This window comes from Streptomyces subrutilus (genome assembly GCF_008704535.1).
Classification (GTDB): domain Bacteria; phylum Actinomycetota; class Actinomycetes; order Streptomycetales; family Streptomycetaceae; genus Streptomyces; species Streptomyces subrutilus.
Genome location: NZ_CP023701.1, coordinates 770,761 through 797,102 on the forward strand (window position 1 = coordinate 770,761; position 26,342 = coordinate 797,102).

General features: G+C 74.6%; 24 protein-coding genes. 10 read left to right on the forward strand and 14 right to left on the reverse strand.

Features of this window, described 5'->3' with window-relative positions:
• Positions 1–22: 22 nt before the first annotated feature.
• On the reverse strand, positions 23–1,033 hold the full coding sequence (locus CP968_RS03340) for a polysaccharide deacetylase family protein (RefSeq protein ID WP_150516554.1): 1,011 nt from the start codon (positions 1,031–1,033) through the stop codon (positions 23–25).
• A 203-nt stretch (positions 1,034–1,236) separates the two neighbouring features.
• Between CP968_RS03340 and CP968_RS03345 the strand changes: the two genes are divergently transcribed.
• Positions 1,237–2,862, forward strand: a complete 1,626-nt coding sequence (locus tag CP968_RS03345; protein ID WP_150516555.1) for a putative glycoside hydrolase — start codon at positions 1,237–1,239, stop codon at positions 2,860–2,862.
• A gap of 118 nt (positions 2,863–2,980) precedes the next feature.
• On the opposite strand, the gene CP968_RS03350 is transcribed toward CP968_RS03345, so the two are convergent.
• The 6 genes from CP968_RS03350 to CP968_RS03375 all read right to left on the reverse strand — a co-directional run bounded on the left by CP968_RS03350 (position 2,981) and on the right by CP968_RS03375 (position 7,862).
• The gene (locus CP968_RS03350; protein ID WP_150516556.1) at positions 2,981–4,138 is read right to left on the reverse strand and encodes a histidine decarboxylase; all 1,158 of its coding nucleotides are present in this window, start codon (positions 4,136–4,138) and stop codon (positions 2,981–2,983) included.
• Between the two features lie 60 nt (positions 4,139–4,198).
• Complete coding sequence (locus CP968_RS03355) at positions 4,199–5,407, reverse strand: metal-dependent hydrolase family protein (protein ID WP_150516557.1); 1,209 nt, start codon at positions 5,405–5,407, stop codon at positions 4,199–4,201.
• A 653-nt stretch (positions 5,408–6,060) separates the two neighbouring features.
• Positions 6,061–6,393: a hypothetical protein gene (locus CP968_RS03360; RefSeq protein WP_150516558.1), complete on the reverse strand. Its 333-nt coding sequence runs from the start codon at positions 6,391–6,393 to the stop codon at positions 6,061–6,063.
• Positions 6,390–6,626 (reverse strand): hypothetical protein, encoded by a 237-nt coding sequence (locus CP968_RS03365; protein WP_150516559.1) that lies wholly within the window; start codon positions 6,624–6,626, stop codon positions 6,390–6,392. The genes CP968_RS03360 and CP968_RS03365 overlap by 4 nt, the downstream gene beginning before the upstream one ends.
• Positions 6,627–6,734: 108 nt before the next feature.
• A complete protein-coding gene (locus CP968_RS03370; protein WP_229885834.1) occupies positions 6,735–7,043 on the reverse strand; it encodes a hypothetical protein in 309 nt (102 codons plus the stop codon).
• A 186-nt stretch (positions 7,044–7,229) separates the two neighbouring features.
• Positions 7,230–7,862: a TetR/AcrR family transcriptional regulator gene (locus tag CP968_RS03375; protein ID WP_150516560.1), complete on the reverse strand. Its 633-nt coding sequence runs from the start codon at positions 7,860–7,862 to the stop codon at positions 7,230–7,232.
• Between the two features lie 137 nt (positions 7,863–7,999).
• Here CP968_RS03375 and CP968_RS03380 point away from each other — a divergent pair, with 137 nt between their 5' ends.
• The 5 genes from CP968_RS03380 (at position 8,000) to CP968_RS03400 (ending at position 14,172) form a co-directional block, all read left to right on the forward strand.
• Positions 8,000–9,445 carry a purine-cytosine permease family protein gene (locus tag CP968_RS03380; protein ID WP_150516561.1) on the forward strand — a complete coding sequence of 482 codons (1,446 nt, stop codon included), beginning with the start codon at positions 8,000–8,002 and terminating at the stop codon, positions 9,443–9,445.
• 10 nt (positions 9,446–9,455) lie between these two features.
• Positions 9,456–11,114, forward strand: a complete 1,659-nt coding sequence (locus CP968_RS03385) for an amidohydrolase (RefSeq protein ID WP_150516562.1) — start codon at positions 9,456–9,458, stop codon at positions 11,112–11,114.
• Positions 11,111–12,211, forward strand: a complete 1,101-nt coding sequence (locus tag CP968_RS03390) for a C45 family autoproteolytic acyltransferase/hydrolase (protein ID WP_150516563.1) — start codon at positions 11,111–11,113, stop codon at positions 12,209–12,211. Before CP968_RS03385 ends, CP968_RS03390 begins: the two co-directional genes overlap by 4 nt.
• Before the next feature lie 86 nt (positions 12,212–12,297).
• Complete coding sequence (locus CP968_RS03395) at positions 12,298–12,966, forward strand: class I SAM-dependent methyltransferase (RefSeq protein ID WP_150516564.1); 669 nt, start codon at positions 12,298–12,300, stop codon at positions 12,964–12,966.
• 279 nt (positions 12,967–13,245) lie between these two features.
• The gene (locus tag CP968_RS03400; protein ID WP_229885837.1) at positions 13,246–14,172 is read left to right on the forward strand and encodes a CDP-diacylglycerol diphosphatase; all 927 of its coding nucleotides are present in this window, start codon (positions 13,246–13,248) and stop codon (positions 14,170–14,172) included.
• On the opposite strand, the gene CP968_RS03405 is transcribed toward CP968_RS03400, so the two are convergent.
• From CP968_RS03405 to CP968_RS03415, 3 genes are all read right to left on the reverse strand, one after another.
• Positions 14,141–15,040 carry an MBL fold metallo-hydrolase gene (locus CP968_RS03405; RefSeq protein WP_150516565.1) on the reverse strand — a complete coding sequence of 300 codons (900 nt, stop codon included), beginning with the start codon at positions 15,038–15,040 and terminating at the stop codon, positions 14,141–14,143. The two genes, CP968_RS03400 and CP968_RS03405, sit on opposite strands and share 32 nt — an antisense overlap.
• Positions 15,041–15,140: 100 nt before the next feature.
• Positions 15,141–15,701 carry an ester cyclase gene (locus CP968_RS03410; RefSeq protein WP_150516566.1) on the reverse strand — a complete coding sequence of 187 codons (561 nt, stop codon included), beginning with the start codon at positions 15,699–15,701 and terminating at the stop codon, positions 15,141–15,143.
• An 11-nt stretch (positions 15,702–15,712) separates the two neighbouring features.
• Positions 15,713–16,846, reverse strand: a complete 1,134-nt coding sequence (locus tag CP968_RS03415) for an MBL fold metallo-hydrolase (protein ID WP_229885839.1) — start codon at positions 16,844–16,846, stop codon at positions 15,713–15,715.
• 92 nt (positions 16,847–16,938) lie between these two features.
• Between CP968_RS03415 and CP968_RS03420 the strand changes: the two genes are divergently transcribed.
• From CP968_RS03420 to CP968_RS03435, 4 genes are all read left to right on the forward strand, one after another.
• Entirely contained in the window at positions 16,939–17,619 is a 681-nt protein-coding gene (locus CP968_RS03420) for a TetR/AcrR family transcriptional regulator (protein ID WP_150516567.1), read from the forward strand.
• A gap of 187 nt (positions 17,620–17,806) precedes the next feature.
• A complete protein-coding gene (locus CP968_RS03425; RefSeq protein WP_150516568.1) occupies positions 17,807–19,018 on the forward strand; it encodes a lycopene cyclase family protein in 1,212 nt (403 codons plus the stop codon).
• Positions 19,019–19,028: 10 nt separating this feature from the next.
• Entirely contained in the window at positions 19,029–19,739 is a 711-nt protein-coding gene (locus CP968_RS03430; RefSeq protein WP_150516569.1) for a methyltransferase domain-containing protein, read from the forward strand.
• Entirely contained in the window at positions 19,736–21,289 is a 1,554-nt protein-coding gene (locus tag CP968_RS03435) for an FAD-dependent oxidoreductase (protein ID WP_189828803.1), read from the forward strand. Before CP968_RS03430 ends, CP968_RS03435 begins: the two co-directional genes overlap by 4 nt.
• Before the next feature lie 64 nt (positions 21,290–21,353).
• Here the strand turns inward: CP968_RS03435 and CP968_RS03440 are convergent, their stop codons facing one another.
• Genes CP968_RS03440 through CP968_RS03455 form a run of 4 tightly spaced genes read right to left on the reverse strand, consistent with a single transcriptional unit; the run spans position 21,354 to position 26,048 of the window.
• Positions 21,354–22,343 (reverse strand): Rieske (2Fe-2S) protein, encoded by a 990-nt coding sequence (locus CP968_RS03440; protein ID WP_150516571.1) that lies wholly within the window; start codon positions 22,341–22,343, stop codon positions 21,354–21,356.
• A complete protein-coding gene (locus CP968_RS03445; protein WP_150516572.1) occupies positions 22,340–23,308 on the reverse strand; it encodes a phytoene/squalene synthase family protein in 969 nt (322 codons plus the stop codon). The genes CP968_RS03440 and CP968_RS03445 overlap by 4 nt, the downstream gene beginning before the upstream one ends.
• Positions 23,305–24,837 carry a phytoene desaturase family protein gene (crtI, locus tag CP968_RS03450; RefSeq protein WP_150516573.1) on the reverse strand — a complete coding sequence of 511 codons (1,533 nt, stop codon included), beginning with the start codon at positions 24,835–24,837 and terminating at the stop codon, positions 23,305–23,307. The genes CP968_RS03445 and crtI overlap by 4 nt, the downstream gene beginning before the upstream one ends.
• Positions 24,834–26,048, reverse strand: coding sequence for a polyprenyl synthetase family protein (locus CP968_RS03455; RefSeq protein WP_150516574.1), 1,215 nt, complete (start codon positions 26,046–26,048; stop codon positions 24,834–24,836). Before CP968_RS03455 ends, crtI begins: the two co-directional genes overlap by 4 nt.
• Between the last annotated feature and the right edge of the window lie 294 nt (positions 26,049–26,342).

Here is a 26,342-nt window from a genome sequence, read left to right on the forward strand (position 1 = left end):
CGCACGCATCGTCCGGTACGGCTCAGTACGTCCGGGCCCGCTTCGCGAAGGCCGGCGCCAGCTCCGCCTGTGCGGCGCTCGGGAAGGCGACGGTGTTCGGGTCCCCGTCCGAGACGTACAGGTTCTTGCCGGCGGCGAGCTTGTCCAGCCAGCGCGACGAGCCGAACTCGGCGTCCTCGTCCTTGGGCCCCGCCGAGCGGATCCGGGGGATCGCGCCGGGCGTGAACGCCTTCGCGAACGGCGAGACCGAGGGGTTGGCCCCCACGAGGTACACCCCGTCGTAGCGGTAGCCCGTTCCCCGCGCGGCGACCCCGGCCGGTTCGGGCATGGCGCCGAAGGGCAGGGCCAGCGAGGTCACCTGCGTGCCGGGCGCCGCCTTCTCGATCGCCTGCTGTCCGGCGGAGATGGCCCGCGCGGCGCCCGCCTGGTCCAGGGAGCGCAGGTTCTCGTGGCGGCCGGTGTGGTTGGCGACCTCGTACCCGTGGGTCTTCAGCCAGGTCAGGGCCTTGGCGGAACCCGTCGCCGAGAAGGCGTCCGCGTTGACGAAGAAGGTGGCGACCGGCTTGAACTGCGGGTGCTTCTTCGCCGTCTCCGCCATGATGGCGACCGCGGTGCCCGGCGCGGGGGTGCCGTCCGGGTTGAGGCGCACCTGGCTGTTGGTGGAGTCGTCGAAGGTGAGGACCACCGGGTGGGTGCCGGCCGGGATGTCGATGCGGCCCGTCTGGAAGTCGCGGGCGGTCACCGGCACGTAGTTCTCCCGCGCGAGGCGCTCCAGCTCGGCCCGGAAATCGGCCGGGGTGCGGTCGTAGACCCCGGCCGGCTTCGCGCTGAGCTGGTGGTACATCAGCACCGGCACCTGTCCGAGTTCGTTGGCGCCGACTTCGGCCGGCGCTTTCGCGCCCGCGGGTCGGACGGCCGCGGCCGAGGCGGCGGCCTGGTGTGCTCCGGTGGCCGGGGACGACCCGGTGGAGCAGCCGGTGGCGAGCAGTGCGGCGCCGGCCAGGGCGCCGAGCGGGATGAGGGGGTGGCGCATGGGAGGCCCTTTCGAGGCGGTGGTGTCGCGCCATCCCTACCTCCGGCGAGAGTCCGCGTACCGCACTGCCCCTGCATGGCGTAGCCGCCACGCCGGGGCAGAACGCGGCGTTCGTGTGAAATACGAGCAAAACATGGCGACCGGGACATCGATGCGGCAATGAATGGAGGCAGCATCCGGCACACGGCACGAAGGACGTCAAGATGTCCCCCACACGCATATCGCACTCGTCCCCCTCCTACCGTCCCCGGCGCCCGGCCCGCCGGGGCGCCCTGATAGCCACGGCCACGGCGCTCGCACTGACCGGAGCGGGCATCGGAGCCTGGACGTTCCTCGCGCCGGGTCCGGGCATCCAGGGTCTGAGCGACGGAACCGTCCTCGACGGGCGCAAGGCCGCGCAGGTCAGCGCCTACGTCTCGACCGAGGCGGCCGGCGCCAAGAACAAGCTGCACGCCACCTTGGACGGCACGGCGGTCCCGGTCACGGCCGAGGGGGCCCGCCTGAAGCTCGCCCTGCCGCGCCTCACCGAGGGCCGGCACACCCTGGTGGTGGCGGGTGACAGCAGCATCCCCTTCGCCTCGTACCGCAAGGTCGTCGGCTTCAGCGTGGACGCCACCGCCCCCAAGCTGGAGGTGGCCGCCCCCGTGGTCAAGGACGGCGCCGCCCCGGTGACCATCACCGGCCGCGCCTCCACCGACGCCGAGGTGACCGTCAACGGCAAGAAGGTCCCCGTCGACAAGGCCGGCGCCTTCAAGGTCACGGTTCCCAAGGGCACGCCGGTCGCGACGATCGCCGCCGTGGACCGCGCCGGGAACACCACCACCCAGGACGTGTCCGCCCGCGGCCGGCGCCCCATGATCCGCGCCGCGCACATCACCGCCATCGGGTGGGGTGACGACACCCTGCGGGGCAACATCCTCTCCCTCGTCCGCAGCGGCAAGCTCAACGCCATCGAGCTGGACGTCAAGGACGAGGACGGCGAGGTCGGGTACGCGTCCCAGGTGCCGCTGGCCCGCCAGATCGGCGCGGCCAAGGGCTACTACGACGCCCGCAAGGCGGTCGCCGAGATCCACAAGGCCGGCGCGCAGGTCATCGGCCGCATCGTGGCGTTCCGCGACCCCAAGCTCGGCGCGGCGTCCTGGAAGGCCGGCAAGCGCGACCAGCTCGTCCTGACCCCGGCCGGGCAGCCCTACGACGGCGGCCACTACGGAGCCCTCTCCTTCACCAACTTCGCCAACCCGGTGGTCCGCAAGTACAACCAGGACCTGGCCGTCGAAGCGGCCCGGCTCGGCTTCGACGACGTCCTCTACGACTACGTGCGCCGCCCGGACGGCCCGCTGTCGCACATGCGCTTCCCGGGCATCGGCGGCGCCACCCCCGAGCAGTCGATCACCTCGTTCGTCGCGGACACCCGGACCGCGCTGCGGCCGCACGGCAAGTACCTCGGCGTCTCGGTCTTCGGCATCGCCGCGACCCGGCCCACGGAGATCGCGCAGGACATCGGGGCCCTGGTCAAGGTCACCGACTACATCGCGCCGATGGTCTACCCGTCCCACTGGGGGCCGGGTGAGTACGGGGTCGCCCAGCCCGACACCGCCCCGTACGCGATCGTGCAGCGTTCGCTCGCCGACTTCGCCCGCCAGGCGAAGGGCACCCAGACCGAAATCGTCCCGTGGCTCCAGGACTTCTCGATGGGCAGCACCTACGGCCCGACCCAGGTGGCCGAACAGATCAAGGCCGCGGCCGCCAACAAGATGAACTCCTTCATCCTGTGGAACGCCGGCGCCCGCTACCAGGGCGCGGCGCTCCAGCAGATCGCCAAACACTGAGGCTCCGGCCGCACGCACCCGAGCGACGGCCCCCGTGTGGGAGGCAGGGCACGCGCCCTGCCTCCCACACCCCGTTGCGCGGCGGCCGGGCCCGTGCGGGATCGGAGCGCGGGCGGTTTCAGGAGCGGAGGTCTGCGCAGAGTCGGTCGATGTGTTCGACGGTGACGTGGGGCATGGCGATGAGGTGGGCGCGGTCGCCGACGGTCAGCAGGTTCCAGCGTGCGCAGACGGCGGCCGGCGGCGCGTCGAAGAGCACGGTGTTGCTGCCGGGGGCGCGCTCGGGGTGCAGTCCCTCCTCACGGAGCCGGCGTTCGGCGTATTGCGCCGTGGCGAGGCAGTGGCCGACCCTGCGCTTCAGGCCGGTGCGGCCCAGGCGGCGCAGTTCGTACCAGAGCAGCAGGGGGGTGAAGGCGTCGCGGGAGCCGGTGATGGTGTCGTCGTCGCTGCCCACGGCGATGCCCGGCCGGCGGATCGTCTCGACCTGGTCGGTCCGGGCCAGGACGATCCCGCAGGGGAAGGGGGCGCCGAGCATCTTGTGGCCGCTGACGGCGAGGCTGTCGGCGCCGGACTCGAAGGCCCACGGCCGCGGTTCGGGGGCGAGGGCGGCGATCAGGCCGCCGAAGGCCGCGTCGGAGTGCAGGTGGACCTCGTCCGTGCCCGCGTCGGCGAGCGCGCCGCGGATGCCCGCGAGGTCGTCCTCGGCGCCTCCGGTGGTCGTCCCGATCGTCGCGACCACCACGGCGGGACGGCCCGGGTGGGCGCGGTGGCGCCCGCGCAGTGCTCCGAGGTCCATCGCCCCGTCGGCTCCCACCTCGACGGCCTCGTAGTCCATGCGCAGCAGCCGGGCGATCTTCGGCAGGGAGTAGTGGGTGGTCCGCGACGCGTACAGGACCGCGTCGGGGAACCGCTCGCGGCCCAGGTAGCAGCCGAACAGGTTGCCTTCGGTACCGCCCGTGGTGACGTAGCCGAAGGCGTCCGGGTCCCCCGCGAGTCGGGCGAAGAAGGAGACGACCGCCCGCTCGAACGTCTTGGTGTGCAGGTGGTATTCGCTCTCCGCGTCCGGGGTGCCCACGTTGTTGCCGTGCACGTGCAGGAAGTCCGCGAGGGGCCGGTAGTCGAAGTCCAGGTTCACGGGGAAGCCGAGCATGTGGTCGCGCTCGCCCAGCATCTGCGCCGCCACGTCCTTCAGCAGCGCGAGGTCCTGGTCCGGGCCGCCGGCGCTGCCGGTCGGGTCGTCGGGGATCCGTACGTCGTCGGCTGCGGGCAGGTGCACCATGGGAGTACCTCTCGGTCCTGGAGCCGGGCGCGCGGCGTTCCCCGGCGGGGAGGGTGTCGTTCACGGGGGTGCGTGGCGGACCGCTCCGCCCTGCATGACGAAGTCCACGGCGCTCATCGCGTCGATGTCGCGCAGGGGGTCGCCCGGTACGGCGACGAGGTCGGCTTCGGCTCCGACGGCGAGGGTGCCGAGACCCGGGCGCCGCAGGAGCGCGCCGGCCGTGGCGGTGGCCGAGCGGAGGGCCTGCTCGGGGGTGAGGCCGGCGGTGGTCATGGCGGGGAACTCGCGCCAGTTCTGCGCGTGCGGGAACATGCCGGCGTCGGTGCCGTACGCGAGCTCGGCCCGGCAGGCGGCGACCCGGGCGCCGTGGCCGCGCAGGGTGTCCGCGTGGCGGGCGAGCTTGGCGCGTTCCTCGCCGCGGCCCGCCCAGTAGCCGTCGTCGTCGAGCCGGTCGAGGAAGAAGCCGACGGCGTGGAGCGTGGGGACGAGGAAGACGCCGCGGTCGGCGATGAGGTCGAGTACGGGGGGCGTGGCCAGGCAGGCGTGTTCGATGGAGCGGACGCCGGCGCGGACCGCGCGGGTGATGCCCTCGTCGGAGAAGGCGTGGGCGGCGCACGGCAGGCCGAGGTCCGCGGCGGCGGCGACGAGGGTGTCGAGTTCGTCCTGGGTGTAGGTGGGGCGTCCGGGTCCGTCGGTGCTGCTGGTGAGGCCGCCGGTGGCGGCGCACTTGATCCAGTCGGCCTGCAGCCGCGCCTCCAGCCGTACGCGGCGCAGCACTTCCCCGGCGCCGTCGGCCACCGCGCCGCTCTCCGCGTCGCCGGGGGCGGCCGCGTGCGGGGAGTGGTCGCCGTGTCCGGCCCGCGCCGAGATGATGTGCGGTGCGACGAGGAGGCGGGGGCCGGGGACGGTGCCGGCGCGCAGGGCGTGCCGCAGGTGGACGGTGGGCGGGTCGCGGAGCGTACTGCCGAGGTCGCGAACGGTGGTGAAACCGTTCGCGAGCAGGGCGCGGAGCACCGGCAGGGCGGCGAGGGCCTGCCCCGCGGTGGTGGGGGGCGCCGGGGCCTCCGGGGTCTGGGCGAGGTGGACGTGGCAGTCGATGAGTCCGGGCAGCAGGGTGTGGCCGGGGAGGTCGAGACGGGTGGCGCCGGGCGGGGGCAGACGGCAGTCGGTGTCGGCGATCCTGCCGTCGGCGACCAGGACGCGCGCGCCGGTGCGGGCGCGGTGACCGTCCCACCATCGGGGGGCGGTGAGCAGCACGGTGTCGCTCAAGGGGTTCCCACCTGTTGGAAGCGGCCCGGGACGAGACGCTCTCCCCGCGCCGCACGTCGTCCGCCGGAGCCCTCGGGGCCGCCGGGCCCGCCGTGGTGCGTCCTGCGGCGGTGTGATCGGGACCCGGGCCGTGAAAGCCGCGTTTCCGCCCTGGTTGTGCCCGCGCGGAGAGGGCGGGAAACCGCACCCGCACCGGTCTCTCCGTCCCGAACGCCCGTTCCCCGGGCGCCCGGAGCCGTCCGGCGCTCCCGGGAACGGTGCGCGTCCGCCGTCCGTTTCCGTATTCCCCGCCGGGGAACCCCTGGGCCGTCGGGTTCCGTCCCGGGAGTGACGCTCGACGGTTCATGATTCGGCACGAGCGCGGGTACGGGACGACTGCGGTAGGACGGACACCCGGCTCGTTCGATGTCGGCGCGGATGCCTCGGCAGGCGCTCGGAACCGGCACGGGAGGAAACGTGACGCGGCAAGAGGTTCCTCTTCTGGTCTTTGCCAACATCAACAACGACACCATGATGGACACGGCGCGTCAGCGCAGCCGGAGCGCCGTGCGGACCCCGCCGGCGAGTTCCTCGACCCGCTCGCGTCCGGCGCCCATCACCAGGTAGTTCCACCGGCGCGGCGGCCGGTGCCGGTGCCGCCGCGTACCACGGCCTCAGGACGGCCCGGCGCGGACCAGGGCGGCCGCCAGCTTCGGCAGGTCTTCGGCGTCGACGAGGCGGGCCAGTCCCCCGGGCGTCTTCGGGAGCCCGAGCTCGGCGGCCGCGTGCAGGGCCCGCTCGTCGAACGCGGGGCGCAGCCCGGCCGCGAACAGCTCGCGGGCCGCGGCGACCGCGATGTCGGCCCTGATGCGGACGGAGAACAGCACGCACAGGACGAGGAGTTGGTACAGCGGGGCGGGGGTGCCGCGCATCCGGATCCCCGCTTCCCCGGCATGGGTCCGCCCGTGCTCCTCCCGCAGCTCCCGCACGGCCGCGCGGCGCGTCACGGCGTGTGCCAGTGGTACCGGCCTCCGCCCACCCAGCGGACCTCGGCGGGGTCGTCCAGGTCGTGGATCGTGATGCCGAGCGCGGCTGCGGTCAGGATCACGTCGACCATCGACCGGGCGGTGCTCACCACCTCGCCGTCGACCTCCACGATACGAAAGGGCGGGTTGCCCGGCTGCACGCCGAGCACCGTGACCCGCGCCGTCGAGATGTACGGAATCGTGCCTTCGGTCATGCGCACCTCACCTCCTCCACTCCTCCACGTCACGGCCGTGCGCGGTCCCGGCTGCCGGTGCGCGGCAGTGGGGGTCGTCCGGCTTCCGCCGCCGCACCGGTCCCCGGGTCAGGCGTCGCTCTCCGATCGGCCGCACCGGAGCGTGGCCGCGGTGGCCGGGTGGCCCGTGCTGTGGCGCACCGCCTCGACCAGGCGCTGGTGCACCTCCCGGCTCTCCTCCTCCGACGCGCAGGGCAGGCGGCCTCCTGCCAGCGTGAACCACTCCGAGGCGCCCGTGTACTGCACGGACAACAGCACGTGGTCGCCCGTCCACGTGGTGTGCAGGGTGAGGTCGCCGGACATCAGGCCCTGCTCCTCGGTGAGGACGCCTCCGGCGGCGGAGTAGATCCCTGTCGTCGTCCACGATGCCCAGCCCATCAGCACCATCCTCCTCCGGGCCCCGGTGTCCCTGCCGCGGCCACCATTCGAGTACAGCACGCCTGCCGCGCGGGGGCCCGGCAGGCGGACGGAGCGGCCCCGGGCGCCGGGGTGCGACGGGCCGGGCGGGGAGGGCCGGGGTGCGACGGGCCGGGGCGGGCGGGCCGCGGCGACCCGACCGCAGGGTCAGGCCAGGTGGCGCAAGGTGCCGACGGGGAGGCCGAGTTCGCGCTCGGCCGTGGTGAACACCAGGGCGTCGAGTGCGGGGTGGGTGAAGGGGGGTTCGTCGTTCGCGTAGGAACCGAGTCCGTCGATCGCCACGAGGATGACCACGCACGCTCCGAGCGGGTCGGGGGTGGTGAAGTCGCCGCCGCGCACGCCGTCCTCGATCACCGCGGTCAGGGTGGCGCGCATGATCGCCTCCTGTCCGGCGACGGCGCGCCGGAGGTTCGGGCGGTAGCGGGCGAGGTGGCGGGCGTTGAGCCAGAGCCGGCCGAGGTCGGTGAATTCCTCGCCGCCGAGGCGGTGCAGGAGGCGGGCCAGCCGCCGCGCGGGGGGCAGGGCGGCGTCCTCTTCGGGCAGCAGGGCCGAGCGCTCGCGGGCGACGGCCCGGACGAACGCCTCGCACAGCAGGTCGTCGACGGTCGCGAAGTAGTGGCTGATCAGCCCGGGCCGCACCCCCAGCTCGTCGGCGACGAGCTGCATCGTCACCCGCTCCAGCCCCCGCTCCAGGGCGAGGCGGGCCGCGGTCCGGAGGATTTCCGTCCGCCGCTCCTCGGCGGTTTTGCGGGTCCGCGGGGGCCGGGGGGTTGACGTCATGCGGAGCAGCCTATTGGATGGCGCACCAACAGCTTATTGGTGTCGACACCAATACTGCTGGACCGTCTTCGCCCGTACCCTCCCGGCTCCCCGGTGGCGAGGGCAGGGCCGCCTTCCCGCCTCTTCGAAGGACCACCATGCAGCGTTCTCCAGCAGGCCCCGACACGGCCGCGGCCGCCCCCGGCCGGGACCGGGCCGGCTCCGTCGAGAGCCGGGGCATCGACGTCGTGCCCGACGAGGAGCGCCACGGCACGGCACGCGAGCTCTTCTTCCTCTGGGCGGCGCCGAACGTGAGCTACCTCAGCTTCGTGGTCGGCGGAACCCTGGTCCTGACGGGGCTGTCGCTGGCCGAGGTGATGGGGGTCATCGTCGGCGGCAACCTCTTCTGGCTGCTGACCGGCTTCATCGCCGTCAGCGGCCCCGCCGCGGGCACCTCCGGTTCCGTGATCTCCCGGGCCATGTACGGCGTGGTCGGCAACAAGTTCGTGGTCGCGGTCACCGGCTGGCTGATCGCCTCGCTCTACCTCGCGCTGAACTGGTCGGCGGCCTCCACGGCGGGCCTCGGCCTGGCGGCGCGGCTCGGCGTGCCGCCGTCCGCGGCCCTCGACGCCACCGTGGTCTGCCTGATCGCCGGCGCCACCGTCCTCGTCGCCGTCTTCGGGCACGCGACGATCGTCCGCCTGTACGGCGTGCTCACCGTCTTCCTCACGGTGGTGTTCGTCGCCCTGAGCGTGCTGGTCGTCGCGCACACGGACTGGTCGTACGCGCCGGCCGAACCGCTCACCGGCTCCGCGCACCTCGTCGTCCTGGCCTCCGGACTCACCCTCGTCGCGTCCGCGCCGCTGTCGTACGCCAACAGTCCCGACCTCGCCCGCTACCTGCCGCGGCACACCAGTGGCCGGGCCGTCATGCTGTGGACCGCGGCCGGCGGCTTCCTGCCGAGCGTCGTCTTCACCGCGGTCGGGGCCCTCGCGGCCACCACGCTCGACATGAGCGATCCGCAGACCGCGCTGGAGGGCGTCATGCCCGCGTGGTTCGTCCCCGCCTTCGTCGCCGCCGTGGTGGTGAACACCGTGGCCAACAACGGCATCACCGCCTACAGCTCCGGACTCTCGATGCAGTCCATCGGCGTACGGCTGCCCAGGACGACGGCCGTGCTGGTCATCGGCGTCATCGGCACGGCCATGACCCTGTTCGCGCTCCTCGTCTTCGACTTCCTGACCGCCGTCAACGCCACGATGGAACTGGTCGTGGTGGTCACCGGACCGTGCATGGCGGTCTACGCCACCGACATCGTCCTGCGGCGCAACCGCTACGACGGACGGCAGCTCCACGACGCGAGCCGCACCGGCCCCTTCCGGTACCGCGGCGGCGTCAACTGGGCCGGCGTCCTCGCCACCCTGTCCGGCGTCGGCGCGGCGACGCTGTGCGCCGCTTCCGCCTCCTGGGCCGGGCCCGTCTCCTCGGCGATGGGCGGCCTGAACCTCGCCGTGCCCGTCGGCGTCCTCGGATCGGCGGTCCTGTACTGGTCCCTGATGCGCGCCTTCGACGCCGCCCTCCCGTCCACGACCGTCCGGCACTGAAGGACCGACCATGCACACCGACCTCATCGTGCGCGCCGCACACATCGAGAACTTCGACCCCGCACCCGCCCGGACCGCCGCCACCGCGGTGGCCGTCCACGGCGGCCGGATCGTCGCCGTCGGCGACGACCGCCTCCTGCGCGAGCGGGCGGGCTCCGCCACCCGGGTGCTGGAGTTCCCCGGCGCGACCCTCGCCCCGGGCCTGACCGACTCCCACGCCCACCCGGTGTGGGGGGCGATCGAGGTGGGCACCGGCCTGGACCTCGGCGGGGCGAGCACCCTCGACGAGGTGTGCGCGCGGATCGCCGGGCGTCTCGCCGAGCGGGGCACCGCGGAACGAGGGACCGGATCAGGGCCTGCCGGCCCGTGGGTGACCGGATTCGACCTCGACGTCAACGTCTTCGACGGGCAGCCCACCGGAGACCTCCTGGAGCGGCGCTTCCCCGGGGTGCCGGTCTCCCTCATGACCCGCGACGCGCACTCCCTCGTGGTCAGCCCGGCCGTGGTCGACCGCATCGGCCTGACCGGTACGGAGGTCTTCGACGACGCCTCCGCGATCGTCGTCGGGCCCGACGGGCGGCCCACCGGCTTCGTCCTCGAACTCCAGGCCATGGAGCTGGTCTTCGCCCACTACCCCGCCGTACCGCTCACCACGGCCGCCCGGCTCGTCGCCGACCGGCTGCACGCGTTCGCCGCGACCGGCCTGACGGGGCTGCACGCGCTGGACTTCACCGCGCCCTCCGAGGACGTCTACCGCGAGATCGAGAGGACGGGGGAGCTGCCGGTGCGCGTGCGCTGTTCGCCGCTCGTACCGGCCGACTCCGCCCGCGACACCTGGGAGGCCGTCGCCGCCCAGCAGCGTCTGGCCGGCCGCCGCTGGCACGTCGCGGGCGCCAAGTTCATGCTGGACGGCACCGCCGACAACGGCTCCGCCTGGTTCGAGCACCCCGACGTGCTCGGACAGAACCGGCGACCGCTGTGGAAGGACGTGGCGGCCTACCGCGAGGCGGTCCGCTTCTTCACCGAGCGCGGCATCCCCACCGCCACGCACGCCATCGGGGACCGCGCGGTGCGCACCGCCCTCGACGTGATCGGGGAGACCGGCCACCCGCCCTCCGCACCCCATCGGATCGAGCACGTCGAGTCCGTCCCCGACGACCTGCTCCCCCGCTTCGCCGCCCTCGGCGTCGTCGCGGGTCTCCAGCCCGTCCACGCGACCCGGATGACGCGGGCCGACCGGACCGACAACTGGTCCCGCCGGATCGGCCCGCACCGGGCCGCCCACGGATGGCGCACCCGCGACCTGCTCGACCACGGTGTCGTCGTCGCCCTCGGATCCGACTGGCCCATCGGCATCGGCGACCCGCGGACCGCACTCGCCGACGCCCAACTGCGCCGACCCGTCGACGAGCCGGAGACCGCCCCCGTCCAACCCGGCCAGCGCATCAGCGCCCGGGAGGCGTACGCGGGGATGACCCGCGCCCCCGCCGTCGCCGCGGGCGCCGCGGACCGGCTCGGCCGGATCGCGCCCGGCTACCTGGCCGACCTCACCGTGTTCGCCCACGACCCGCTCGACCTGACCCCCGAACAACAGGCCGCCAACCCCGTCCTCGCCACCGTCGTCGGCGGCTCGGTCCTCCACCACGCACCCCGGGAACGCACCTCGTGACCACTGACCCGTACCCCCGCCCCGCCCATCGCCCGCACGTGACCACGGACGCCGCCGACCCGCGGCAGCGCGGCCGCTCGCGGGGGCTTCAGCTGGCCGAGGGCCTGCACGGGGCGCTCGACGCCTACGACCGCCTCTTCGCCCTCGCGGGCATCGGCCCGCACACGGTCCGCGACGACGCCGAGCGCGCGCTCGACGCCGTCGGTGCCTTCCGTCCGGCCCTGCGCGCCCAGATCGAAGGCATTGCCGACGGAGCCCGGGTCGACGCCTGGCAGGTCGCCGCGCTCAACGCCCGCACCGAGATCCTCGCCCGCAGCCGCACCGTCCCGCCCGGCGAGTGCTCGACCCTCGTACGGCGGCTGCCGACCTCCGACGGCGGCGCCACCCGCGTCGGCGTGCAGACCTGGGACTGGCACGTCGAGCTCAGCTCCTCCTGGCACACCCTCGACAGTGCGGGCGGCGCCCACCGGTACGTCGGCATCACCGAGCACGGCATCCTCGCCAAGATCGGCGTCAACAGCGCCGGACTCGCCCTGCACTTCAACATCCTCGGCCACCGGGACGACCGCGTCGGCGGCATACCGGTGCACGTGCTCGCGGCGCTCGTCCTCGAAGAGGCCGGCAGCACCGAGCACGCACGGGAGATCCTCCGCGACGCCCCGCTCACCTCGTCCGGGTCGTTCACCCTGTTCGACACCGACAGCGCCCTGCTCCTCGACCTCAGCCCCGCGGGGATCTTCGAGGTGCCCGAAGCGGCCGCGGGAACACATCTGCGCACCAACCACTTCCTCACCCCCGTCCCCTCCGCGCACGAGAAGTCCTGGCTGTACCAGCCCGACTCGGGCGAGCGCTACGCCTTCCTCCGCGACCGGATCGAACGGGACCCCGTCGAGCGGCCCGGGCAACTGGTCGAGCGCCTGGTCACCGGCCCGGGAGAACCGCCGCTGACCTGCGTACCCGACATGGACGCGCCGACCGGGCGCCGTTGGGCCAGCCTGGCCACGGTCGTCCTCGACCCCGCCTGCCGCACGGCGCGCGTACTCGACGGCACGCCCGCCGAGCACACGACCCGCCCGTGGCGCACCCTGCGGGCCTGACCGGGACGGGACCGGTAGGAACCGGAATCGAGGACCGGAACCGGGAACCGGGACCGGAACCGGGGCCGCCGCCCTAGGGTGGGCTGATGCGCGCACACCCGGTCGACCGCCCGGCCGACCTCGACGTGGTCCGCGAGTCCTACGACCGGGTCGCCGACAACTACGCCCACATGGTGCTGACGACGGGAATCGGCGACATCCGTCGCCACCCGTGGCTCAAGGCGTCCATCGACGCCTTCGCCGACACCGTGGGCGCCCTCGGGCCCGTCCTCGACGTCGGCTGCGGACCCGGCACGGTCACCGCCTACCTCGCCGAGCGCGGGCTCGACGTGTCCGGAGTCGACCTCTCGCCGCGCATGGTCGACCACGCGCGGCGCCTGCATCCGCAGTGCCGCTTCGACGTCGCCTCCGCCACCGAACTCGACCTCGGGCAGGCGTCGCTCGGGGGCGTACTGGGGTGGTGGTCGCTGTTCAACCTCCCCCGGGACGTCCTCCCCCAGGTCCTCGCCCTGTTCGCGCGCGCCCTCAAGCCGGGCGGACACCTCATCACCGCGACGCACGTCGGCGACGAGGACGTGGTGCGCACCGAGGCCTACGGGGGCGTGCCGGTCCGCTGGACGACGCACCAATGGCGGCCGGAGCAACTGGTGGCCCTGATCGAGCGGGCGGGGCTGCGCCCGGTCGCCGAACTCAGGCTCCCGGCCGACGAGCACACCGGGCCGGGGCTGGTCGTCATGGCCGAGCGTCCCGCCTGAGGGCCCGCTGTTCGGCCTCGGGCCCGGACAGCGGGGCGCGGGGGTCCAGGTCGACGTCCTCCTGCCCCCGTCCCGCGCACCCGCCCGACCGGGCTGCGCCGCTTGTCGGCGGTCGGCCTTCTGGCGTAATGCCCGGCACGCCCTCATGTGTCTGCCGGGAAACGGGTGGGGCCTCGCCTAATTTGTGAGCGACCCGCGAGGGGTCGAACGGGCAGGGTCGTTGCCCCTCGCGCGGATCAGCGCATCGAAGCAGCGGTCGTCGACCATCGGAGCTCACCTGTGAATGCCATCGGCCGGACGAACGGCATGCCTCGGCGGCACTTCGTGGCCCTGTCCGGCGCCCTGGGTGCGGGAGCGCTGCTGGCCGGCGCGGAGGGCAGTGCGTCGGCGGCGACGGGGCCGGTCTCCGTTCCCGTGGATCCGTCGTGCTGCCCCTGTCCCGCGGATCCCCCACCGCCCGGCGCCGGACAGAGCCCGTGCCCCCCGGCCCAGCTTCAGCCCCTCTGCGGCCGGCCCACCGACAACGACCCGCTGTGGCAGGACGTGCAGTACTGCACGCGGGGGATCGTGCCGCCGAGCGGGCTGAAGCCGAACTGCCTCAAGACGACGTCCAACTACGTGGTCCTGCACGGAAAGCCCGAAACCCAGCACAACTACCTCCTCGTGCCGAGCTGCCGGATCACCGGCATCGAGTGCCCGTTCCTCGTGACCTCCGGTGTCGCGAACTACTGGCACGAGGCGTGGGAGAACGCCCGCAGCGGCGGGGACGTCCCCGTGCAGTACCCGAACATCGGCCTGGGGATCAACTCGGTGAGCGCCCGGCAGCTGAACCAGTTGCACATCCACATGGCCGGCGTGCGGGAGAGCACGCAGCGGCGGTTGCAGGACCTGGAGGCCTCGGGACGCGTGGCGCCGCAGCCGTCGCAATGGGGTGACCCCCAATACCAGGCCGCCGTGACGGGAACGCAGGGCTCGGGCGACCGCACGTACCGGGTCCTCCGGCTCAACGGCCTCACGCAGAACCTCTTCGCGCTGCTGGACCGGTACGTGGTGCGGCGGTTCGGGTTGGACATGGCGGGCCAGACCCTGATCGTCGTGCCGAAGGTGACCTCTGCGGGGTTCACCGGGGTCTTCTACGTCCTCAACAGCGACGCCTCCCTCCACGACGGGACGGTCACCTGCGACCGCCTGCTCGTCTACAGCTGATGCGGCTCGCCCTCTCGGGGCCCGGTTCGTGCCGCGACCGCTGGATGGGGCCCGCGCTCCTCGTCCGGGTGTCCGCGCGGGCCCGGGCGGCGGCCAGGAGGACGGGATCGTGGGCGTTGACGAGGACCAGGTCGGGGTCGGCGGCCCGCCACAGTGCGGCGAGGCGCTCGTGGTGGGCCAGGACCTTGCGCCAGTCGTGGGCGACGACGCGTTCCATCGCGCGCAGTGACACCGGTGTGCGGCCGGCCCCGGCGACCTGGCCGCGGTGGTAGAACGCGTCGCCGGCGTGGAGCACCCAGTGGCTTCCGGCGTCGACGGCGACCGCGGCGTGGCCCCGGGTGTGTCCGGGCAGGCCTATCAGCACGATTCCGGGCGCGATGCCGGTGAGTTCGGTGGCGGACTCGAAGCCTCGCCAGCTCTCGCCCGTCGGGGGCGGGTGGCGGACGAGTGTGGGGCCGTGGGAGCGCAGGACGGCCTTGTAACGCTCCTTCTCCCTCCTGGTGGCCGGGTGGATCGCGGCCGTGGCCTCGGCGTCGGTGAGGTGCACGCGTGCCCGGGGGAAGTCGGCCAGTCCTCCGACGTGGTCGGCGTCGAAGTGGGTCAGCACGACGTCGCGCACGTCCGCCGGGTCGAGGCCGAGCCGCTCGATCTGCCGGACGGCGGTCTGCGCCTCGTCGAACGAGGGGCGCAGCAGGTGGCGGGCCGGGCCGAACCGCCGGGCGGGCGAGGGCCGGCCGAGGAGGCCGCCGACGCCGGTGTCGACGAGGGCGAGTCCGGTGGGGGTCTCGATGAGCAGGACGTGGCAGACCAGACCTGCGGGGGCGCCCAAGGGCCGCATGGTGCCGCAGTCGAGGTGGTGCACCTTCATCCGGACGCCTCCCTGCTCTCGGCCCGGGCGACGGGGCCGCTGCCCGGCTCCGGGCGGTCGGTCGCGCACGTCGCCGCGGCGCGTCCCGGCGCGGGAGGGGTCATCGGACGAAGGGGGGCGGCGTGGTCGTGAGCAGTCGCGGGTCGGGTTCGCCGCCGGACATCGCGAGGACGCCCCTCAGTACGCGCACCAGCTTCAGCAGTCCCCGGGGGCCGCGCTTGTCCACGCCCGCGACGAGCTGCCGCAGGACGGTCAGCCGGTCGAAGTAGATCCGTTCGGTGACGAGGTCCTCGTGCTCGTCGAAGACGAAGTACGCCGTCATGCGGGTGCGGTGCCTCGACCCGGTCGGCGGGATCTTGCCGAGGGGCCCGTGGTGGGTGCCCAGCAGCCAGAACTCCACGATCACGGCGTCGGGGCTGTGGCGGAACGCGATGATCTCGTGGTCCTGGTCGGGGAAGGCGACGCGCGTGTCGTGGTAGTACTCGCGCACCGGCGCTTCTCCGTCGTGGACGGCCATCTGGCCGATCAGTTCGTAGCGGGGGTGCGGGAACGTCGCCAGCGTGGCGTCCCAGTCCTGGCGCACCTCGTCGTGGAAGTGATCGAGCACGAGGGTTTCGCGGGCGCGCAGAACGCTCTCCGGGGGCAGGGTGAAGCGCGACACGGTGTGCCTCCTCAGGCCGGCTTGACGCCGTGGGTGGTGGGGCCGTGGGTGATGTGGCCGTGGGTGAACGTGGGCGTGGTTCCGGGGTTCGTCCGGGCAGGTGTCAGTTCGCTGGAGGGGAAGAACTGCAGGAAGCGCGGGTCCCTCTGGCTGCGGTCGGCCAACGTCTTCTCCAGGACCAGCGAGTTGTACTGGTCGGCGGTCGTCTCGACGGTGTTCGCGTTGAGCACGGCCTCCTGCTGCCACTGCCGCGCCCACCCGGCGACGCCGGGCAGCCGGGAGTGCTCGGGGGTGAGGGCCTCCGCGGCGATGGCGTTCTCGCTGCTGACCCAGATGCCGGTCGAGGTGTTGACGACGAGGCTCTGGTTGCCGAAGACGTGCCCCGGCGTCTTGACCACGGCGACGCCCGGGCCGAGCACGACCGAACCGTCGATCGGAGCGAATGCCTCCGGCAGGACGTCGCGGTAGGCGGCCGGCTGGTACCAGGGCCGCTGCAGCGGGTGCAAATCCGCCATGGCGGCCAGCTCGTCGCGCTGGACGATGACCTTGGCGTGGGGGAAGGCGGCTCGCGGGCGGGCGCCGAGGTCGTCCTGGTGGGCGCGGGTGCCGACCCAGCGGCGCAGGTCCTGGGTGTGCAGGTGGTCGAACATCAGGTAGTCGACGTCGGCGGGCCGGATGCCGAGGCGGGCGAGGTGCCCGAGCACCGTGCCGTGCTCGGTGACCACCAGCCGTTCGAGGCCGCGCGGGGTCTTTCGCCGGAGGTCGTGGAAGTAGGGCGTGGAGCGGCCGAGCTCGACGTCGCTCGGCTCGAAGAGCAGGACCCGCGGGCGGCCGTCGCTCTCGCGCCAGCGGATCACCAGCATGCGGTTGGTGATCGACAGGAAGGGCGCGATCGCGCGCGAGGCCCGGAACAGGCCGAACCGCGTCGGGTACGGCAACGTGACGAGGTCGCAGGTGGTGATGGTGTCCGGCGCGCCGGTCAGGGCGAACTCCTCGCGGAACGCACGGGCCCGGGCCCGCGCCGTCCGCAGGCGGACGCCCGGCGGGTCGTCCGACCGCGACGGGTCGGGCAGCGTGTCGACGGCCGTGCCGACCGTCGGCAGGTCCTCCACCTCGCCGGTGCCCCACGGGAAGTGCATCGGCATCGCCGCCCCCTTTCTTTTACCCACAGCGTGGGTATCGGTGGAGGCAATATACCCACGTTGTGGATTAATGCAATGCCGGGCATCATGGGGCCATGACCGCGCCCACCAGCCCCCGACGCGGGCGTCCGCCCAAAGGGTCGCCGCACCTGACCCGCGAGGCGATCGTCGACGCGGCCCTCCAGGCGGTCGACGCGGAAGGCGTCGACGCGGTCTCCATGCGCTCGGTCGCCCGCATCCTGGGCGTCGACGCGAAGAGCCTCTACAACCACGTGGCCGACAAGGAGGGCCTGCTCGACGCGGTGGCCGAACGGATCCTCGGGTCGATGCGCCTGCCCGAACCCACCGGAGACGTACGCGAGGACCTGCGCGCCATCGGCCACGCGTTCCGCGACCGGGCCCTGGCCCATCCCCGGGCCGCGCCGCTCGTCCTCACCCGCCAGCTCTCCTCGCTCGACGCGCTCGCCCCGGTCGAGGCCGTCCTGCGCGTCCTGCGGGCCGCGGGCTGCCCGCCCCGCGACGCCGTACCGATCCTGCGCAGCCTGGTCGCCACGCTGATCGGCTCGCTGCTCCGCGAGGCACACGCGGGCCCCACCTTCGGCACGGCCGACGCCCACGGCATCGCTCGCCGGCAGGACGCACTGGAACGGTCGGGCCTGTCCCACGTCATCGAGGCCGCCGTCCACCTCTCGCGCTTCGACGGCGACGCCGAATACCGCTTCACCCTGGAGTTCGCCCTCGACGCCGTCACCGCTCGCCTCGCCTCCCGACGCTGACGGCCGGCCGTGAGGACGGCCCACCCCGGCGGCAGCGCGGAGGCGGAGCGGGCGGGGCCGCCGGGATGATCCGCGGCGCCGGCCGCCGCGTCTCGTGGGGCCGGGCGGCCGCGCGAGCGGTTTACTGCATCCACCGCGGTGTCCGGCGGGGAAGAGTGACGGTTGGCGACAGGCGGGAGGCCGACGGGTGAGCTGGGACGCCGATGTGGCCGTGGTCGGGGCGGGCGCGGCCGGGTTGTCGCTGGCCGTCGCTCTCGCGCGGCCCTCTCCGGCAGGGGGTGGGGCGCCGCGCGTGGTCGTGGTCGAAGCCCCGCCGGGTCCCCTGCGCTCCCCCGAGCGGACCTGGTGCTTCTGGGAGGCCGGGGCGGGACCGTACGACGGCCAGCTCGCCGGGGGTTGGGACCGGCTGCGGCTCTACGCCCCGGACGGCGCGGTGATCGACCGGCCGCTGGGGCCGATGCGGTACAAGATGCTGCGCTCGGACCGGTTCGAGGCGGTGATGGCCGAACGGCTCGGCGCGTACGGGGTCGAGGTGCGGCGGATGGCCGTGGAGTCGGTGCACGACGCGGACGGCGGGGCCGTGGTCCGCGGCCGCGACGCCTCGGGCGCGCCGTCGGTGCTCCGGTCGGGGCTGGTCTTCGACTCGCGGCCGCCCGGGCGGCCGCCCGCCGCCCGTACCGCGCTGCTCCAGCACTTCCGGGGCTGGTTCGTGCGGAGCGCCCGGCCCGCTTTCGACACCGCAGCGGCCACCCTGATGGACTTCCGCCTCCCCCAGCCCGCCCGCGGGCTCGCCTTCGGCTACGTGCTGCCGCTGACCTCCCGCGAGGCGCTGGTCGAGTACACGCAGTTCTCCCGCCGCGCCCTGTCCCGGGCGGCGTACGACGGCGCCCTGCGCCACTACTGCACGACCGTCCTCGGGCTCCGCGACTACACCGTGACCGGGAGCGAGCAGGGGGTGATCCCGATGAGCGACGGAGTCCACCCCCGACGCGGCGGGCGCCGGGTCTACTTCATCGGGGCCGCCGGCGGGGCGACCCGGCCGTCCACGGGCTACACCTTCGCCGCGATCCAACGCCAGAGCCGCCACCTCGCCGACGCCGTCCGGGCGGGCCGCTCCCCCGACCGGGTCCCGCCGGTGCACGGCCGCAGGGCGCGGGCCATGGACGCCGTGCTGCTGCGCGCCCTGGACACCGGGCGGGTCGACGGCGGGGTCCTCTTCACGCACCTCTTCGCGTCCCTGCCGGCCGAGCGGGTCCTGCGCTTCCTGGACGGCGCGACCTCGGCGCGGGAGGACTTCGGCATCGGACTGCGCACGCCCGTACGGCCCATGCTGCGCTCGCTGCTGGAACTGCCCCTGCTCCGCCGATCCGTTCCGGCCCCGGGGCCGGGGCCCCGCTGAAAGGCCGTTCATGTCACTGCTGCGCGACGACGCCCTGTCGGTCGCCTTCGACCGCGCCGCGCCGCGTTACGACCTGCTGGTCGCGGCCAGCCCCGGCTACCACGGCCACCTGCGCCGCTCGGCCCGCCGCCTGGGCCTGCCGGATGCGGGCCGCGGCGCCCGCGTCCTGGACCTGGGCTGCGGTACGGGCGCCTCGACGGCCGCGCTGCTGTCGGCCGCCGGACGGGCCCGCGTCACCGGGGTGGACGCCTCGCCCGGCATGCTGGAGCGGGCCGCGGCCAAGAGCTGGCCCCCCGGCGTCGCCTTCGTGCGGGGCTCGGCGGACCGGCTCGGCGAGGCGGGCGTCGAGGGGCCGTTCGACGCCGTCTTCGCCGCCTACCTCATGCGCAACGTGCCCGACCCCGACCGGACGCTGGCCGGCGTGCGCGAGGTGATGGCGCCCGGCGCACGGATCGCCGTGCACGAGTACGCGCTCGGCGGGAAGCCGCTGCACCGGGCGGTGTGGACGGCCGTGTGCCGGGCGGTGATCATGCCGTTGGGCCGGGCGGGCGGCGACGCCGGGCTGTACGAGCACCTGTGGCGGAGCGTGCTCGGTTTCGACACCGCGCCGGAGTTCGCCGCGCGGATGCGCGCCGCCGGGTTCCGTGACGTGCGGGTGCTGCCGCTGCCGGGGTGGCAGACGGGGATCACCCACACCTTCGTCGGCCGGGTCGCCCCGTGAGCGGGCCCCACCCGGGCCGCGACCGACGGGCCCGGCGCCTCGACGCCCGCGGCGGACGGCCGCGGGTCTCGGGGGACGGACCGCGGGTGGCCGTGGTCGGCGGCGGCATCGCCGGGCTGTCGGCGGCCACGGTCCTCGCCGAGCGCGGCGTGCGCGTGGTCCTCTTCGAGCGGGACGCACAGCTGGGCGGCCGGCTGGCGGGCTGGGGAACGCGACTGGCGGACGGCTCGGAGGCGACGATGAGCCGCGGCTTCCACGCGTTCTTCCGGCAGTACTACAACCTGCGGGCCCTGCTGCGCCGTACCGATCCGGGGCTGCACGGCCTGATCGGCCTGCCGGACTATCCGCTGCGCCACCGCGACGGCGGTCAGGACGGGTTCGCGCGGGTGCCGCGCACCCCGCCGCTGAGCGCGATCGGTTTCGTCGCGCAGAGCCCGTCCTTCGGCTGGCGGGACCTGGGGCGGATGAATCCGCGGGCCGCGCTGCCCCTGCTCGACGTCGCAGTGCCCGGGGTGTACGAGGCGCTGGACGGGGTGAGCGCCACCGACTTCCTGGCCTCGATCCGCTTCCCCGAGGCGGCGCACCACCTGGCGTTCGAGGTGTTCTCGCGGAGCTTCTTCGCGGATCCGGCGACGTTGTCGGCGGCCGAGCTGGTTCTGATGTTCCACATCTACTTCCTCGGCTCCAGCGAGGGACTGCTGTTCGACGTGCCGCGCGAACCGTTCCCGCAGGCCCTGTGGGACCCGCTGGCCCGGTACCTGGGCGGGCTCGGCGTGGAGATCCGCACCGGTACGGCGGTGCGCGACGTGCGCCCGGTCGGCGAGGACCGGGTGGAGCTGGGGGTCGCGGGAGCGGCGGAGGGGTTCGACGGGGTGGTGCTGGCCCTGGACACCGGCGGGCTGCGGACCCTGGTGGGCGCCTCCCCGCAGCTCGTGGGGGCGGCGTGGCGGGCCTCGGTGGGCCGGCTGCGGACGGCGCCCCCGTTCCTGGTGTCGCGGCTGTGGCTGTCGGCGCCGGTGGCGGCCGACCGGCACGGCTTCCTCGGGACCAGCGGCTTCGGCGGCCTGGACAACGTGAGCGTCCTGGACCGGTGGGAGGGCGAGGCGCACCGCTGGGCGTTGCGGACCGGCGGATCGGTGGTGGAGCTGCACGCCTACGCGGTCGGTCCGGGCCGGCGGCGCGCGGAGGTGGAGGAGGGCCTGGTGCGCCGGCTGCGCGAGGTGTACCCGGAGACGGCGCGCGCCGGCCTCGTCGACGCCCGGCACGAGTGGCGCGAGGACTGCCCCCTGTTCACGGTCGGCGGCCACCGCGACCGGCCCGGTGTGCGGACGGGTGACGTCCGGGTGGTGGTGGCCGGGGACCTGGTGCGCACGGGTCTGCCGGTGGCGTTGATGGAGCGGGCGGCGACCAGTGGGTTCCTCGCGGCCAACGCCCTGTTGGAGCGGTGGGACGTGCGGGGCGAGACGGTGTGGACGGTGCCGGCCCGGGGCCGCTCGGCTGTGGGCCGGGCGCTCGCCGAGCTCGGGCGGCGGACGTCCCGGGTGCCGTAGCGCGCGTCCGGTCCGGAGCGGCCCGTTGCGGCCCGGGTTCGGGCCGGGGTCGGGCCGCCTCGGGTCAGCCGGGGAAGCGGCCGGTGCTGCGCAGCTCCCGGCGGCGCTCGGCGTAGGCCAGGTCGTCGCGCCACAGGCGGCCCGCGGTGCGGCGCATCAGCGGCCGCAGGAGGGGTGCTGCGGCCCGGGCGAGGGTGAAGCCCGGGCGGTGGGAGGTGGCGATGACGGCTTCGGTGACCCGGGTGCGCGGGCGGCCGTCGCGGCCGGTGCCCAGGGGGGTGGCGTGGGTCTCGACGACGGAGCCGAGGGCTTCGCCCTCGGTGATGCGCATGACGACGGTACGGGGGCCGGGGGCGGTGAACTCGGCGGTCACGGGCACGACGACGCGGCGGGAGACCTTGAAGGAGACGCGCACGGTCATGACGTCGGTCTCGGCGCCGTCGTCCAGGACGGTGAGGTCGACGAAGGAGTACGGGTGGAACCAGGCCCCGTGCCAGGGGTCGAGGCGGTTGGCGACGACGTCCTCGGGGTCGCAGGCGCCCGTGCCGCTGTAGACGGCGGTGAGGGCGCGGCCGGCGGGCGGGCGGGGTGGCACGGCGGGGGTGTCGAGGGGCTCCTCGCCCCCGTGGTCGTCGAGGCGTACCCAGGCGAGGACGCCGTCGTCGTGGGCGGGATAGGGGCTCCAGCCGGCGAAGGGGGCGCCGCCCAGGGCGAGTCCGTGCCAGGGGCAGAGCAGGGTGCCGCCGCGGACGGGGGCCCGGGCCAGGGCGGCGCCCAGGTGCGGGCAGGCGCCAGGGCCGGCGAGGAGGGTGCCGTCGGCGGCCCGCCAGGCCACGATCTCGGTGCCGTCGACCGTGGTGCCGTGACCGCTGTCGGTGCGGACGGCGGCGCTGGGACCGAGGACGTACCAGTTGCCGGCGGGCCGGGCCCGGGCCCGTTCGAGGGCGGCGGCGATGATCCGGGGGGAGGCGTCCCGCCAGGTCGGCCGCTGCCGCTCCCAGGACACCGGGTCGCGGCGCAGGCGGATCGGTACGCGAGGGCGGCGCGGGCTCACCGGGACGGCTCCTCGACGGTGCGGGGCGGGGAGGCGGCGCCCAGGCGGCCCGCCGCGATGCCGGCGAGTCCGGCGGCGGCGACGGCCGCCCTGCGGGTGAGGGGGACCGCGGAGCGGCGGTGGACGCTGGCGTACCCGTCGCGGGCGACGGCGTCGAGGATGTCGCCGTAGAGGACGAAGGCGGTGCGCACGCAGGGCCGGGAGGCGGGGTCGAGCATGTCCAGGCCCGGCCGGGCCCGGGCGTAGAAGCGCCGGGTCAGGGCGGTGGCGGAGCGCAGGGCGCGGGTGATGCGCGGGTCGCGGCGGCCGGTGCGTCTGCTCCAGAGCAGCAGCTCCCGGTCGACGCCTTCGGCGGCGAGGAGGTCGGCGGGGAGGTAGACGCGGTCGCGGTCGAGGTCTTCGCCCACGTCGCGGATGAAGTTGGTGAGCTGGAACGCCTCGCCGAGGGCGGCGGCGTGCGGGGCGGCCTCGTCCCGGTGGGTGGCGTGGCCGAGTACGGGGAGCATCTGGAGGCCGATGACGGCGGCGGAGCCGTGCATGTAGCCGCGCAGCGCCTCCAGCGTGCCGTAGTCGGTGACGGTGAGGTCGCTGCGCATGGAGGTGAGGAAGTCGTCGAAGTGGCTGTGGGGGATGCGGTAGCGGTGCGCGGTGTGGGCGACGGCGGTGACGACGGGGTGGTGGCCGGGGCGGCCGTCGATCGCCGTGCGGAGGTCGTGGGACAGGGTGTGGAGCTGCCGGGCGCGATCGCCGGGCCCGGCGGCGGCGGCCAGGTCGTCGACGATGTCGTCGGCGAGCCTGGCGAAGGCGTAGAGCGCGTGCACGGCGGGGCGCCGGGAGGCGGGCAGCAGTCGTGTGGCGAGGAAGTACGTCTTGCCGTGCCGGGCGTTGAGGCGGCGGCAGCGGTCGAAGGCGGCCCGCAGCGCGGGGTCGGTGATGGCGGCGGCGTCGAGTTCGCGTCGGGTCATGCGGGGCTGCCTTTCGTCGCTGCGGGCGGGGGGCCGGGGGTGCGGGTGCGGGGCAGGCCGGTGATGCGGGCGGCGGCGAGGCGGCCGGAGATCAGGACGGTGGGGACGCCGACGCCCGGGGTGGTGCCGCAGCCGGCGAGTACGGCGTTGGCCGCGCCGCGGGGGAGGTTGCGGGGGCGGAAGGGGCCGGTCTGCGGGAAGGTGTGGGCGACGGAGAAGGGAGTGCCGGCGGCGTGGCCCTGGCCGGTCCAGTCGGCGGGGGTGACGAGGACCTCGGTGTCGATGGCGTCGCCGAAGCCGGTCAGGCCGCGGCGCTCCAGTTCGCGCACCAGGCTGTCGCGGTAGCGGGGTCCGAGGTCCGTCCAGGAGGCGGCCGACGGTCCGACGGTGGTGTTGGGGCAGGGCGCGAGGACGTAGTGGGTGTGCTTGCCGGGCGGGGCGAGGCCGGGGTCGGTGGCGGTGGGCCGGGTGACCAGGAGGGAGGGGTCGCTCATCAGGCGGCCGGTGCGGGTGAGTTCGTGGAAGGTCTGCTTCCAGGCGGCGCCGAAGGAGATCGTGTGGTGGGCGAGCTCGGGCCAGGTCCGGTCGGTGCCGGCGTGCAGGACGACGGCCGACGGGGAGTGGCGCAGGGCGAGCGGACGGCGCGGCCGGGCACCGAGCAGCCGGTAGGCGACGGGCAGGTCCGGGGTCAGGACGACCGCGTCGCAGGGGATGCGCTGCCGGTCGGTGACGACGGCGGTGATCCGGTCGCCGGTGCGTTCCAGGCGGGTGACGTGCTGCCCGTAGTGGAGGGTGGCGCCGGCGTCGGCCGCCGCCGCGGACAGGGCGGTGGGTACGGCGTGCATGCCGCCTTCGGGGAAGTACACGCCGGCGATGGTGTCCATGTAGGCGATGACGGCGTAGGCGGCGAGGGCGCGGGCCGGGGGAACGCCGGCGTAGAGGGCCTGGAAGGAGAAGACGCGCTGCAGCCGCTCGTCCGTGACGAACCGGCCGATCGCCGGCTGGAGGCGGCCGAAGCCGCCCAGTGCGGCGAGCCGGGCCAGGTCGGGGTGCAGGAGGGAGAGGGGCGAGTCGAAGTCGGCGTCGATGAAGCGGCCCATCTGCGCCCGGTACAGGTCGTGCAGCCACTGCCGCAGGCGCCGGTAGCCGGCCGCCTCGCGGCCTCCGGCGAAGCGTTCGATCTCCGCCTCCATCGCCAGCGCGTCGGTGTGGACGTCGAGGCTGCTGCCGTCCGCGAACCGGGCGTGGTAGGCGGGGTGGAGGGGGTGCAGGGTCAGCAGCTCGGACATCGTGCGGCCGACGGCGGCGAAGGCCTCCTCCAGCAGGTGCGGCATGGTCAGGACGGTGGGGCCGGTGTCGAAGCGGTGGCCGTCGCGGGCGATGAGGCCGGCCCGGCCGCCGGGCAGGGGGTCCCGTTCGACGAGGGTGACGGCGCGACCGGCGCCGAGGAGGTGGAGGGCCGCGGAGAGGCCGGCGAGGCCCGCGCCGACGACCACCACGTGGTCGGTGCGGCCGGTGACGGTCTTCATCGGGCGGCTCCGTGGTGGCCGGCGGGTCCCGTGGCGGAGGTCGTGTGCCGCGGGGGTGAGGCGATCTGTCGCAGCAGTGCGGCCAGACGGCGGGCGGCGGGGCCGTGCAGGTGCGCCGCGGCGAGGTGGCGCTCGGACGCGCGCGTCAGGCGTTCGATGTGCCGTTCGACCTGGGCCGGTGCGCCGGTGGAGTGCAGGGCGTCGCGGATCCGCGTCAGCTCAGGGTCGGAGAGGGCGCTGTTCCCCCGGCGGTTCTGGAGGAGGTCGACGACGTCGGTGGCGCCGGTGGCCCGGGCCCGTGTCTGGGCCAGGGCCAGCAGGTAGGTCGCCTTGCCGGAGCGGATGTCGTCCCCCGAGGGCTTGCCGGTCACCTCCGGGTCGCCGAACGCGCCCAGCAGGTCGTCCCGGAGTTGGAAGGCGATGCCGGCGCAGCGGCCGGCGGCGGTCAGGGCCCGCGTGGTGGGCTCGTCGGCGCCGGCGAGCGTCGCGCCCAGGGCCAGCGGGCGTTCCACGGTGTAGCGGGCCGTCTTCAGGCAGACGGTCCGGATGGCCTGGCCGGCCGAGCGGGAGGAGGTGGCCTGGCCGTGCAGGTCGAGGTACTGGCCCGCGATCATCTCCGTCCGCATGGCCCGCCAGATCCGCAGGACCTCCGTGCGGACGGCGGGGTCGAGGTCGGCTCCGGCGGCGAGGTCGTCCGCCCAGCACAGGGCGAGGTCCCCGGCGAGGACCGCGACCGACTGGGCGAAGGACGACGGGCCGCAGGCGCGCGGGGGTGCGGTCGCCGGGAAACGGAGCGCGATCTGGGCGTGGAAGGAGGGTCTGCCGCGGCGCACCGCGGACTGGTCCATGACGTCGTCGTGGACCAGGGCGCAGCTCTGGATGAGTTCGAGCGCGGCCGCGAGGCGCAGGGCCCCGGCCACGTGGGGGTCGGTGCCGCCGCAGGCGCGTACGGCCCACCACAGGAACCGGGGGCGGATGCGCGAGCCGCCGTCGAGGGTGAAGGCGGCCAGCCGGTCCGCGACGTCGGTGGCGAAGACCGGGTCGAGCGACCGGCTGTACGCGGTGAACTCGGCGAGGCTGCGTTCGAGTTCACCGGTGACGGCGCCCGGCACGTCGGCGTCGACGACGGCTGCGGAGGTGGGTGGTGGGGGGTGCGCGGCCTGCGGTTGTGAGGGTGTGACGAGGTGTCGGGCCACCGACTTCGCGTGCATGCAGACCTCCGTGTCGTGAGGTGGTGCTCGCCACCTGTTCCGCGTTCCGCGGGCCGACGGATGCGCGATGCCGTGCTACCAGCCCGTACGAGCTATGCGTCCCCCGCCGGAGGAGCGGCTCAGACAGGCCGTCGCGCCCGTCCACCCGATGGGTGCATCGGACGGGGTCCTGCCGGGGCGCGTACCGGCCGGCCGCGTGGTTCACCCCGTTCGGGGGCGATAGTCCCGCATCGGGCGGGCAGCAGCGGGGCGGGGGCGCTTCGGACCGCGTCCCCCGCGGCGACGGTCCGTCGG

What these genes read in the sequence shown, in the direction of transcription:
- CP968_RS03350 (WP_150516556.1), bottom strand. Translation starts at nt 4,138, where the DNA reads ATGGTGCACCTGCCCGCAGCCGACGACGTACGGATCCCCGACGACCCG.
- CP968_RS03395 (WP_150516564.1), top strand. Translation starts at nt 12,298, where the DNA reads ATGCGCGCACACCCGGTCGACCGCCCGGCCGACCTCGACGTGGTCCGC.
- CP968_RS03380 (WP_150516561.1), top strand. Translation starts at nt 8,000, where the DNA reads ATGCAGCGTTCTCCAGCAGGCCCCGACACGGCCGCGGCCGCCCCCGGC.
- CP968_RS03405 (WP_150516565.1), bottom strand. Translation starts at nt 15,040, where the DNA reads ATGAAGGTGCACCACCTCGACTGCGGCACCATGCGGCCCTTGGGCGCC.
- CP968_RS03365 (WP_150516559.1), bottom strand. Translation starts at nt 6,626, where the DNA reads ATGACCGAAGGCACGATTCCGTACATCTCGACGGCGCGGGTCACGGTG.
- CP968_RS03385 (WP_150516562.1), top strand. Translation starts at nt 9,456, where the DNA reads ATGCACACCGACCTCATCGTGCGCGCCGCACACATCGAGAACTTCGAC.
- CP968_RS03455 (WP_150516574.1), bottom strand. Translation starts at nt 26,048, where the DNA reads ATGCACGCGAAGTCGGTGGCCCGACACCTCGTCACACCCTCACAACCG.
- CP968_RS03415 (WP_229885839.1), bottom strand. Translation starts at nt 16,846, where the DNA reads ATGCCGATGCACTTCCCGTGGGGCACCGGCGAGGTGGAGGACCTGCCG.
- CP968_RS03375 (WP_150516560.1), bottom strand. Translation starts at nt 7,862, where the DNA reads ATGACGTCAACCCCCCGGCCCCCGCGGACCCGCAAAACCGCCGAGGAG.
- CP968_RS03370 (WP_229885834.1), bottom strand. Translation starts at nt 7,043, where the DNA reads ATGGGCTGGGCATCGTGGACGACGACAGGGATCTACTCCGCCGCCGGA.
- crtI (WP_150516573.1), bottom strand. Translation starts at nt 24,837, where the DNA reads ATGAAGACCGTCACCGGCCGCACCGACCACGTGGTGGTCGTCGGCGCG.
- CP968_RS03430 (WP_150516569.1), top strand. Translation starts at nt 19,029, where the DNA reads ATGTCACTGCTGCGCGACGACGCCCTGTCGGTCGCCTTCGACCGCGCC.
- CP968_RS03420 (WP_150516567.1), top strand. Translation starts at nt 16,939, where the DNA reads ATGACCGCGCCCACCAGCCCCCGACGCGGGCGTCCGCCCAAAGGGTCG.
- CP968_RS03445 (WP_150516572.1), bottom strand. Translation starts at nt 23,308, where the DNA reads ATGACCCGACGCGAACTCGACGCCGCCGCCATCACCGACCCCGCGCTG.
- CP968_RS03345 (WP_150516555.1), top strand. Translation starts at nt 1,237, where the DNA reads ATGTCCCCCACACGCATATCGCACTCGTCCCCCTCCTACCGTCCCCGG.
- CP968_RS03340 (WP_150516554.1), bottom strand. Translation starts at nt 1,033, where the DNA reads ATGCGCCACCCCCTCATCCCGCTCGGCGCCCTGGCCGGCGCCGCACTG.